The 9834-nt window shown below is 69.0% G+C and carries 9 protein-coding genes; 8 read left to right on the top strand and 1 reads right to left on the bottom strand.

Annotation, left to right across the window (positions count from 1 at the left end; all coding sequences use genetic code 11):
* Nucleotides 1-346: 346 nt before the first annotated feature.
* The 5 genes from AB0D14_RS19300 to AB0D14_RS19280 all read left to right on the top strand — a co-directional run bounded on the left by AB0D14_RS19300 (nt 347) and on the right by AB0D14_RS19280 (nt 6477).
* The gene (locus AB0D14_RS19300) at nt 347-1153 is read left to right on the top strand and encodes an SDR family oxidoreductase (RefSeq protein ID WP_362780418.1); all 807 of its coding nucleotides are present in this window, start codon (nt 347-349) and stop codon (nt 1151-1153) included.
* Nucleotides 1154-1189: 36 nt separating this feature from the next.
* On the top strand, nt 1190-2074 hold the full coding sequence (locus AB0D14_RS19295; protein WP_362780416.1) for a helix-turn-helix transcriptional regulator: 885 nt from the start codon (nt 1190-1192) through the stop codon (nt 2072-2074).
* 229 nt (nt 2075-2303) lie between these two features.
* Nucleotides 2304-2828, top strand: coding sequence for a nuclear transport factor 2 family protein (locus tag AB0D14_RS19290; RefSeq protein WP_362780415.1), 525 nt, complete (start codon nt 2304-2306; stop codon nt 2826-2828).
* A 171-nt stretch (nt 2829-2999) separates the two neighbouring features.
* Nucleotides 3000-4634 carry a penicillin-binding transpeptidase domain-containing protein gene (locus tag AB0D14_RS19285; RefSeq protein WP_362780413.1) on the top strand — a complete coding sequence of 545 codons (1635 nt, stop codon included), beginning with the start codon at nt 3000-3002 and terminating at the stop codon, nt 4632-4634.
* A 187-nt stretch (nt 4635-4821) separates the two neighbouring features.
* Nucleotides 4822-6477, top strand: a complete 1656-nt coding sequence (locus AB0D14_RS19280) for a penicillin-binding transpeptidase domain-containing protein (RefSeq protein ID WP_362780456.1) — start codon at nt 4822-4824, stop codon at nt 6475-6477.
* A 137-nt stretch (nt 6478-6614) separates the two neighbouring features.
* Here the strand turns inward: AB0D14_RS19280 and AB0D14_RS19275 are convergent, their stop codons facing one another.
* Nucleotides 6615-6956, bottom strand: coding sequence for an SsgA family sporulation/cell division regulator (locus tag AB0D14_RS19275; RefSeq protein WP_362780412.1), 342 nt, complete (start codon nt 6954-6956; stop codon nt 6615-6617).
* 172 nt (nt 6957-7128) lie between these two features.
* Between AB0D14_RS19275 and AB0D14_RS19270 the strand changes: the two genes are divergently transcribed.
* The 3 genes from AB0D14_RS19270 to AB0D14_RS19260 are packed head-to-tail and all read left to right on the top strand — an operon-like array spanning nt 7129 to nt 9810.
* Nucleotides 7129-8268 (top strand): energy-coupling factor ABC transporter permease, encoded by a 1140-nt coding sequence (locus AB0D14_RS19270; RefSeq protein ID WP_362780410.1) that lies wholly within the window; start codon nt 7129-7131, stop codon nt 8266-8268.
* 1 nt (nt 8269) lies between these two features.
* Nucleotides 8270-9031, top strand: a complete 762-nt coding sequence (gene cbiQ, locus AB0D14_RS19265; RefSeq protein ID WP_362780408.1) for a cobalt ECF transporter T component CbiQ — start codon at nt 8270-8272, stop codon at nt 9029-9031.
* Entirely contained in the window at nt 9019-9810 is a 792-nt protein-coding gene (locus tag AB0D14_RS19260; protein WP_362780405.1) for an ABC transporter ATP-binding protein, read from the top strand. The genes cbiQ and AB0D14_RS19260 overlap by 13 nt, the downstream gene beginning before the upstream one ends.
* Nucleotides 9811-9834 lie beyond the last annotated feature (24 nt).

The following is a 9834-nucleotide window of genomic DNA, read 5'->3' as shown; positions in this document are numbered from 1 at the left end:
GCAGCCCTCGAGGTCACACCCGCACCACGACATCCGGCCCACCACCACCGAACCGTCGAACTACCGCAGCGGAACCGATCTCCAACTGAAGGGCTGGCGAGAGGTACAGATTTCCGTACAAGGGGCGAATCAGTGAGTCGGCGCACCAGGGAAGGGGGGTTCTGACAGTACCTGTATCACCAGGGTCTCCCCGACGTTCCAAACTCCTGTCAATCTGAGTGAGTCGAAAGCGCCGACAACACTCCATGGAAACGCACTGCAGCTTTACCCCCATCAGTTCAATTCAGCTGCCGCGAATGCGTGACCGTGTCGGCGCATTCTTCCACGACAGAATGGACGAAGACCAATGACGGACAACCAATTCACCACTCACACAGAACTTTTCGATCTGAGTGGGAAGTACGCCCTTGTCACTGGCGGCACCAGAGGCATTGGGATGATGATTGCGCGCGGCCTTCTCCAGGCGGGCGCCCGCGTCGTCATCAGCTCACGCAACGCAGACACGTGCGCGGAGGCACAGCGTCTGCTGTCCGAATTCGGCGACGTGCGAGCAATCCCCGCCGACCTGTCCAGGCACGACGAGTGTCAGCGCCTCGCTGATCTTGTCCAGGCCGACTCGGACCGCCTGGACATCCTTGTCAACAACGCGGGAGCGATGTGGCGCGAGCCGCTGGAGACGTTCCCGGACGAGGCCTGGGATTCAGTGCTCGACCTCAACCTCAAGTCGCCGTTCTGGCTGGTGCAGGCGCTGCTCCCGGCACTTCGTAAGGCGGGCAGCGCCGATGATCCCGCACGGATCATCAACATCGGCAGCATCGCCGCCATCCACGTCGCCCCGTCGCCCAACTACTCGTACGCCAGCAGCAAAGCGGCACTCCATCAACTCACCAGGGTACTTGCCAGGGAGCTGGGCCCACAGCACGTCACGGTGAACGCGGTGGCACCGGGAGTGTTCCGGTCGCAGATGATGGACTCCACGCTCGATGCCATGGGCGACACGATCGCGGCGGCGGCCCCCCTGCGCCGGATAGGCCGCGACGACGACATGGCGGGTGCCGCCGTGTTTCTCGCCAGCCGGGCCGGGTCCTATCTCACGGGCGCCATCATCCCGGTGGACGGCGGTACCGCAACGACCGCAACAGGTATCCATTAAACTGCGGGACGGGCTTACGTTGAGGAGATATCCGCGATGGATCTACGCACCGAGATCCGGGAGTTTCTCAGCTCACGTCGCGCCCGCATCGCACCCGAGCAGGCGGGCCTGCCCGCTTACGGCGGCAACCGCCGGGTCAAAGGTCTGCGCCGCGAGGAGGTCGCGCTACTGGCGGGGGTATCGGTCGACTACTACGTGCGCATGGAGCGCGGCAGCCTCGCCGGTGCCTCCGACGGCGTGCTCGAGGCGTTGGCCTCTGCCTTGCAGCTCGACGAAGCGGAGCGCGACCACCTGTTCCACCTCGCGCGCCAATCGAGGGCGCCCCGCAGCCCACGCCGGCGCAGGCCTGCCGTGGCGGTGCGCTCGACGCTGCAGCAGGTGCTCGACGCGATCTCCGACGCGCCGGCCTGGATCGGTAACGGCCGTTATGACGTGCTCGCCATGAATCAACTCGCTCGCGCGCTGTATTCACCGGTGCTGGCCGACCCGCGACGGCCCGCGAACACAGCGCGGTTCGTCTATCTGAACCCCGAGGCGGCCAGAGATTTCTTTGTCGACTACGACCAGGTTGCCGGTGGCGTGGCCGCGAAGCTGCGCATGGAAGCCGGCCGCAATCCGCACGACGAGGAACTGATCGCCCTGGTCGGCGAACTGTCAACGTGCAGTGAGCTGTTTCGGCAGCGGTGGGCATCTCAGGACGTGCGGCTGCACCGGTCCGGCCGCAAGCGTATGCACCATCCGATCGTGGGCCGGCTCGACTTGGACGTCGAACCCCTGGAACTGCCCGCCGAACCCGGCCTGCACCTCAACATCTACACCGCACCCGCGGGCACACCGACCGCTGACAATCTGGCGCTCCTGGCGTCGTGGGCGGCCACCCAACAGACGCTGGCGACCGAGTTCGAAGCACACAACGGATAGTCCAACTCCTGCAGCCTGCGGGCGACGCAGAGAAGATGGACACTCTACGTGCGTCCTGTCATCCGCTTATCCGCTCATCCGCCGCGAAACGGACTGACCCGTTTCGATGGCCCCGGCCCATTACCCCCGGAGTAATCGACCGCTCTCCCCTCCCCCGGCAGGATCAGTCGCATCGACGGGAACCCCCACCGGGGTCCCGGGATCCGGTCGCAGCAGCGAGGAGATCGCCATGTCCGTCAAGCCCCCCGTCACCACCGTCACCACCGTCACCACGGTGAGTTCGACCACCGGAGCCGGAACCGGAACCGGAACCGTCGGCGTCGGCGTCGGCGTCGGCGTCGGCGTCGGCGTCGGCGAGGCCACCCGGGCCGTCGTGCAGGAGTTCCTCGCCGCCCGGATGGCCGGGGACACCGGGCGTCTCGTCGAGCTCTTCGCCGACGACGTCGACTGGGTGCTCGCCGAGAACCCGACCGTCCCGTGGATCCGCCCGCGGTCCACCGCCGCCGAATGCGCCGCCCAGTTCACGGAGCTGATGGAACACACCGTGCCCGAGGAGGCGCGCGCCTCGGTCGGCGCCTTCCTCGTCGACGGCACCGACGCGGTCCTGACGGGGCACGTGTCGGGGACCGTACGGGCGACGGGAAAGTCCTTCGAGGGCCCGTTCGCGCTGCACCTCACCGTCGAGGACGGGCGGATCACCCGGCACCACCTCTACGAGAACAGCCTGTCGATCGCCGAGGCCTGCGCCGTCTGACAGAGGCCTGCGCCGTCCGGGACCGGCCCTGCACAGCCCGGCCCGCTCCGTCTAACGATCGGGGAACACCACCCCCATGCGTCACTCTCCCCGCATACAGTGCAACGCAGGGACACTGTTCTGAACGCGTTCAGAACGCGTTCAGGACGCTCACGGGGAAGGGGACGCGCAATGCGCAGCGGGGTCAAGGTCGGCATCGTCAGCGGAGTGTTCGCTGTGATGGTCGGGGGCGCCGGGTACGGCGCGTACAACATCGTGAGCGCGGTCAGCGGGGACGGGGGCACGGCGGAGGGCAAGGCGGCGAAGACCGGGCCACCGTCGGACGACGAGGTCCAGGAGACCTCGGAGAAGTTCTTCGCTGCCTGGGAGCAGGGCGACGCGCCCACGGCCGCCGACCTGACGGACAACGCGGTGGCCGCCAAGGACCTGCTGGTCGCCTACGCCGGCCAGGCGCACATCACGAAGGTGAAGGTCACGCCCGGTACGGCGGCGGGCACGACCGTCCCCTTCTCGGTGTCGGCCACGGTGTCGTACGAGGGGAAGAGCAAGCCTCTCGCATACAAGAGCGAGCTGGCCGTGGTGCGGGGCAAGACCACGGGCAAGGCGCTGGTCGACTGGCAGCCGTCCGTCCTGCACCCGGACCTCAAGGCCGGCGACACCCTGGTCACCGGCGAGTCGGTGAGCCCGCCCATCGATGCGGTGGACCGCGACGGCGTCGTCCTGACCAAGAAGAAGTACCCGTCGCTGGGGCCCATGCTCGACACGCTGCGTGACCGGTACGGCGACAAGGCGGGCGGCACACCCGGCGTCGAGCTCGTGATCCGGCACGCGAGCGAGGAGGCCGGGGACAGCCCGCTGGTGACCCTCACCAAGGGCAAGGCGGGCAAGCTCCGCACGACGATCGGCGCGGGCGTCCAGGCGGCGGCGGAGAAGGCCGTCAAGCAGTACGACCAGTCGTCCGTGGTCGCCGTGAAACCGAGCACCGGCGAGGTGCTGGCGGTCGCGAACCACCGCGAGGACGCGTTCGACGCGGCGTTCCAGGGCAAGGCCGCCCCCGGCTCCACGATGAAGATCGTCACCGCGGCGATGTTCATCGACAACGGCGTCACCGCGATGAACGGCCCGGCGCCGTGCCCGGCGACCGCGACCTGGCAGGGCGCGGTCTTCCACAACCTCAAGGGCATGAAGCCCGATGAGAGCGCCACGCTCGCCAACAGTTTCGCGCGCTCGTGCAACACCACCTTCGTGAAGCTCATCGACGGCTCCGACGAGCGCCCGCTCACCGATGAGTCGCTCACCACCGAGGCGCAGGAGCGGTTCGGTCTCGGCAAGGACTGGAAGACGGGCATCGTCTCCTTCGACGGGAGCGTCCCCGCGTCCGGCGGCCCGAAGCGCGCGGCCAACGCCATCGGCCAGGGCGACGTCCAGATGAACCCGCTGAACGTGGCGTCGGTCACGGCGACCGCGATCACGGGCACGTTCCGCCAGCCCTACCTCGTGTCGCCGAAGCTCGACAACCGGAAGGTGGCCACCGCCCGCGGCCTGCCGAGCGGCACCGCCGCCCAGCTGAAGCAGATGATGCGGCTCACCGCGACCAGCGGCACCGGCGCGCAGGCCATGTCCGGGCTCGGCGGTGACATCGGCGCCAAGACCGGCTCCGCCGAGGTCGACGGGCAGGAGACGTCCAACAGCTGGTTCACCGGATTCCGGGGCGACATCTCGGCCGCGGCCATGACGGAGCAGGGCGGCCACGGTGGGGACGCGGCGGGTCCGATTGTCGCAGCTGTGCTACGGACAGGTGGCTGAACTCACCCTCACAGGGCGGGACTCTAAAGTGGGGCTCTCGTTGTCGTAGAGACTCGTAGAGAACCGTTGAGGGCGTCGGGGAATCAGCGAAGGAACGGAAGCCGTGGGGAACAGAAGGCGCGCGACTGAGCGTGGCACGACGAACAGGCCGAACCGGCCGAAGACGAAGCCGGCCGTCATCGGCGGGATGATCGCCGTTGTCGTCGGCGGTGCGGGCTTCGGCGTGTACGCCGTGTACGGCGGCGGGGCGTCGGCCGACGCGGGTTCCGCCTCCGACGCGAAGCCCGTGAAGAGCGGCCCGCTGTCGGCGGCCGAGGTGAAGTCCACGGCCACCGCGTTCCTCACGGCCTGGCAGGGCGGTGATGTCAAGAAGGCCGCCGCCTCGACGAACGACACCACGGCAGCGGCCACCCTGCTCACCGGCTACGGCAAGGAGGCGTACATCAAGGATGTGACGCTCACCGCCAAGAAGCGTTCCGGCGCCGCCGTCCCGTTCGCCGTCAAGGGCACGGTCACGTACAAGGGCCTGACCGAACCCCTCGCATACGAGTCCGAGCTCACCGTGGTGCGCCGCGTCAAGGACGGGAAGCCGTTGGTCGACTGGCACTCGGCGGTCGTCCACCCGGAGCTGGAGGACGGCGACAAGCTGGTCACCGGCGAGGCCGGGACGCCTCCGGTCAAGGCCCTGGACCGGGACGGCGGCGAATTGACGACCGCCAAGTACCCCTCGCTCGGGACGGTCCTCGACGGCCTGCGGGAGAAGTACGGCAAGAAGGCCGGCGGCAAGGCGGGCGTCGAGCTGCGGGTGATCCGCGCCGGGTCCGAGGACGCCGAAGCCACCGGAGGCTCCAAGGAGACCGAGGCCGACGACAAGAAGGCCGCCTCCGACAAGAACCCCGACAAAACGCTGCTGGAGCTGAGCAAGGGCACACCGGGCACGGTCCGTACGACGCTCAGCCCGGCCCTCCAGGAGACCGCCGAGCAGCAGGTGGCGGCCAAGTCCAAGGCGTCGGCCGTCATGATCAAGCCGTCGACCGGCGAGATCCTGGCGGTCGCGAACTCGGGTCACGGTTTCAACACCGCGTTCCAGGGCTCCCTGGCTCCGGGCTCGACGATGAAGGTCATCACAGCCTCGCTCCTCATCGACAAGGGGCTCGCGTCGACGAACAAGGAGCATCCCTGCCCCAAGTACTCGACGTACGGCGGCTGGAAGTTCCAGAACGACGACAAGTTCGAGATCAAGGGCGGCACGTTCAAGGCGAGCTTCGCGCGCTCCTGCAACACGGCCTTCATCAGCCAGGCCAAGAAGCTGAGCGACGACGACCTGACCAAGCAGGCTCAGGAGGTGTTCGGCCTCGGGAAGAACGACTGGGCCATCGGAGTGCCGACCTTCGACGGCTCGGTACCGGTGCAGTCGCAGGCCCAGAAGGCGGCCTCGCTGATCGGCCAGGGCGGGGTGCGGATGAACCCGCTGAACATGGCGTCGGTCGTCGCCACGGCCAAGACGGGCACGTTCCACCAGCCCTACCTGGTCTCTCCGACGGTCGACGACCGGACCCTCGCGAAGGGGTCCCGCTCGCTGTCGTCCGACACACAGGCCCAGCTCAAGGAACTCCTCCAGTACACGGCCTCGTCCGGTACGGCGGCCGAGGCCATGGCGGGTCTCGGCCCCGACTTCGGAGCCAAGACCGGTTCCGCGGAGGTCGACAACCAGAAGAAGCCCAATGGCTGGTTCACCGCCTGGAAGGGCGACCTGGCGGCCGCGGGCGTGGTCCAGCAGGGCGGCCACGGCGGCGAGACGGCCGGCCCGATCGTGGCGGCACTGCTGAAGGCGGGCAGCTGAGCGCAAGGATCTGACCGCAAGGATCTGACCGCTGGGAGCTGAGCGCGGGCAGCCGACCGGCCGGCAACTGACCGGCGGGGCAGCTGACCGGCGGGGGCTGGGGGGCGTCGAGGTGGCCGGCCTGGCGGGCAGCCGGGTCAGCTGGACACGGGGGTGGCCGTGTACGTCCGGCGCAGGAAGCGGATCAGGGTCTTCGTGTCGAACTGCACGACCGCCACTCCCTTCGGCGAGTGGAACTCCATGACGGCCTGGACCCGCCCGCAGGGCCAGATGCGTACGTCACCGGCGGCGGCCGGGGCCCGTAGCCCCTGTTCGAGCAGCTCGCGGGCGAAAACCCACTCGTGATGACCGGGCAGCATGATGTGCACCCTGCGTGGGTCGGCCTCCGGGTCGTATCGAAGGGCCACCGGCACGGCGGGCGGATCCTGCGCCTCGTCCGTCACGATGTGGGCGCGCGCGTACTGCTCAACGGCGGACATCGACCGCTCCCTCTTTGAACTGATTCTTATCTAATGTCGCATATTTTCCGATATATGCTCCTAGGTTCGCCGGATTATTCGAGATCACCTCTCTCTTGCAAGCTGTTCGCATTAAGCCACTATCATCGAACGGATATCGCCAGTCGGCCTGCCCCCGGAAGCGGAGCCCTCCATGCACGTCCCCGACGGATTCATCAACGCACCCGTCTCCGTCGCCGCCGGAGTCGTGGCCGCCTCGGCTGTCGCGGTGAGCCTGCGCGGCGCCCGCCGTGAGCTGGACGAACGCACGGCCCCGCTCGCGGGTCTGGTCGCCGCGTTCATCTTCGCCGTGCAGATGCTGAACTTCCCGGTCGCGGCCGGAACCAGCGGACATCTGCTCGGAGGCGCGCTGGCCGCGATACTCGTGGGCCCCTTCACCGGGGTCCTCTGTGTCTCGGTCGTGCTCCTCATGCAGGGCATCCTCTTCGCGGACGGCGGCCTCACCGCGCTGGGCGTGAACATCACGGTCATGGCGGTCGTCACCACGGTCGTGGCCTACGCCGTCTTCCGCGGCCTCGTAAAACTCCTGCCCAGGAAGCGTCGATCCATTACCGTCTCGGCGTTCGTCGCCGCTGTGATCTCCGTCCCGGCCGCCGCCACGGCCTTCACGCTCGTCTACGCGATCGGCGGCACCACGGACGTCCCGATCGGGCAGGTCTTCACCGCCATGGTCGGCGTCCACGTCCTCATCGGCATCGGTGAGGCCGCGATCACCGCCCTCACGGTCGGCGCCGTCATCGCCGTACGGCCGGATCTCGTGTACGGGGCCCGCGGCCTGACCGCGCCGCTCAAGCTGCGCATCGGCGGCGAGCTGGTCGACACCCCCGCCGCCGAGCCCGCCGCCCCGGTCGCCGCCCGGTCCCACCGCACGGTGTGGCTGGCGGGCCTCGCCACCTCCCTCGTCCTCGCCGGCTTCGTCAGCTTCTACGCCTCGCCCAGCCCCGACGGCCTGGAGAAGGTCGCCTCCGACAAGGGCATCGACGCCAAGGCCGAGGACCACGCCGCCGCCGACTCCCCGCTCGCCGACTACGGCGTCGAGGGCCTCACCGACGCCCGGATGTCCGGCGGCCTCGCGGGCGTGATCGGCGTGGGCGTCACGGTCGTCGCGGGCACGGGCATCTTCTGGTCCGTACGCAGGCGCCGTACGGCCGAGCCCCCGCCCGGGACCCCGCCCGCGTCCACGTCCTCGTCCTCGTCCTCGTCCACGTCCACGTCCACGTCCGCGGAGCCCGCGTCCGCGTCCTCGTCCTCGCAGCTCGGGAAATCCGTCTGACATGGGGGCAGGACACGCGCACAAGCTCTACCGGCACGGGCACTCGCCCGTGCACGGTCTGCCGCCGCACACCAAGCTCGCCGCCGTCTTCGCCTTCGTGCTGGTCGTCGTGTCGACCCCGCGCGAGGCGATGTGGGCGTTCGGGCTGTACGCGCTGCTGCTGGGAGCCGTGGCGTACGCGGCCCGGGTCCCGGCCGGCTTCGTACTGAAGCGGCTGCTGATCGAGGTGCCGTTCGTGGCCTTCGCCGTGCTGATGCCGTTCGTGGCGCAGGGCGAGCGGGTGGACGTACTCGGCCTGTCCCTGAGCGTGAACGGCCTGTGGGGTGCCTGGAACGTGCTGGCCAAGGGCACCCTCGGCGTCGGCGCGTCCGTACTCCTCGCCTCGACGACCGAACTGCGCGAACTCCTTCTGGGACTCCAGCGGCTTCGGCTGCCACCTCTCCTCGTACAGATCGCGTCCTTCATGATCCGGTACGGGGACGTCATCGCGGACGAGATGCGGCGGATGCGGATCGCGCGGGAGTCGCGCGGCTTCGAAGCCCGTGGTGTCCGGTCCTGGGGCGTCCTCGCCAAGTCCGCGGGCGCCCTCTTCATCCGCTCCTACGAGCGCGGGGAGCGGGTGCATCTCGCCATGGTCAGCCGGGGGTACACCGGTTCGATGCCGGTGATCGACGACGTGACCGCGTCCCGGGCGCAGTGGTCGTACGCCTTCGCCCTGCCGTGCGCCGCGCTCGTCGTATGTCTGTTGGGATGGACCCTGTGACCTCGCCTCCGCTCCCCTCGCCCCAGCCCCCGCCTCCTTCCCTTGAGGTGGCCGGACTGGCCTTCGCCTACCCCGACGGGCATCAGGCCCTGTTCGGCGTGGACTTCACCGTCGGCCGGGGCGAACGGGTGGCCCTGCTCGGTCCGAACGGCGCCGGCAAGACGACCCTCGTGCTCCACCTCAACGGAATCCTGACGGGTGGCGCCGGGACCGTGACGGTCGCCGGGCTGCCCGTCGGAAAGAAGCACATGGCGGAGATCCGGCGGAAGGTCGGCATCGTCTTCCAGGACCCGGACGACCAGCTCTTCATGCCGAGCGTGCGCGAGGACGTGGCCTTCGGGCCCGCGTCGGCCGGGCTGAAGGGCCCTGAGCTGGAGACACGGGTGCGTACGGCGCTCGAACGGGTCGGCATGGAGGCCTTCGCCGACCGCCCGCCGCACCACCTCTCCTTCGGGCAGCGGCGCCGGGTGGCCGTCGCGACCGTGCTGGCGATGGAGCCGGAGATCCTCGTCCTGGACGAGCCGTCGTCCAACCTCGACCCCGCCTCGCGGCGCGAACTCGCCGACATCCTGCGCTCGTTGGACGTGACCGTGCTCATGGTCACGCACGACCTGCCGTACGCCCTCGAACTGTGCCCCCGTGCCCTGATCCTCAGCGAGGGCGTGATCGCGGCCGACGGCAGGACCGGCGAGCTGCTCTCGGACGACGGGCTGATGCGGGAGCACCGCCTGGAGCTGCCGTTCGGCTTCGACCCGCGCTCGGTGACAATGGGCGCGTGACGCGCGGGCGCGGGCACGCACGAC

Origin of the sequence: Streptomyces sp. NPDC048484 (assembly GCF_040651415.1) — a bacterium.
Classification (GTDB): domain Bacteria; phylum Actinomycetota; class Actinomycetes; order Streptomycetales; family Streptomycetaceae; genus Streptomyces.
This window is presented reverse-complemented; position numbering and strand designations above follow the sequence as displayed.

Excerpts from the sequence above, each read along its gene's own strand:
- AB0D14_RS19295 (WP_362780416.1), top strand. The coding sequence starts at position 1,190 with ATGGATCTACGCACCGAGATCCGGGAGTTTCTCAGCTCACGTCGCGCC.
- AB0D14_RS19270 (WP_362780410.1), top strand. The coding sequence starts at position 7,129 with ATGCACGTCCCCGACGGATTCATCAACGCACCCGTCTCCGTCGCCGCC.
- AB0D14_RS19260 (WP_362780405.1), top strand. The coding sequence starts at position 9,019 with ATGGACCCTGTGACCTCGCCTCCGCTCCCCTCGCCCCAGCCCCCGCCT.
- AB0D14_RS19290 (WP_362780415.1), top strand. The coding sequence starts at position 2,304 with ATGTCCGTCAAGCCCCCCGTCACCACCGTCACCACCGTCACCACGGTG.
- AB0D14_RS19275 (WP_362780412.1), bottom strand. The coding sequence starts at position 6,956 with ATGTCCGCCGTTGAGCAGTACGCGCGCGCCCACATCGTGACGGACGAG.
- AB0D14_RS19285 (WP_362780413.1), top strand. The coding sequence starts at position 3,000 with ATGCGCAGCGGGGTCAAGGTCGGCATCGTCAGCGGAGTGTTCGCTGTG.
- cbiQ (WP_362780408.1), top strand. The coding sequence starts at position 8,270 with ATGGGGGCAGGACACGCGCACAAGCTCTACCGGCACGGGCACTCGCCC.
- AB0D14_RS19280 (WP_362780456.1), top strand. The coding sequence starts at position 4,822 with ATGATCGCCGTTGTCGTCGGCGGTGCGGGCTTCGGCGTGTACGCCGTG.
- AB0D14_RS19300 (WP_362780418.1), top strand. The coding sequence starts at position 347 with ATGACGGACAACCAATTCACCACTCACACAGAACTTTTCGATCTGAGT.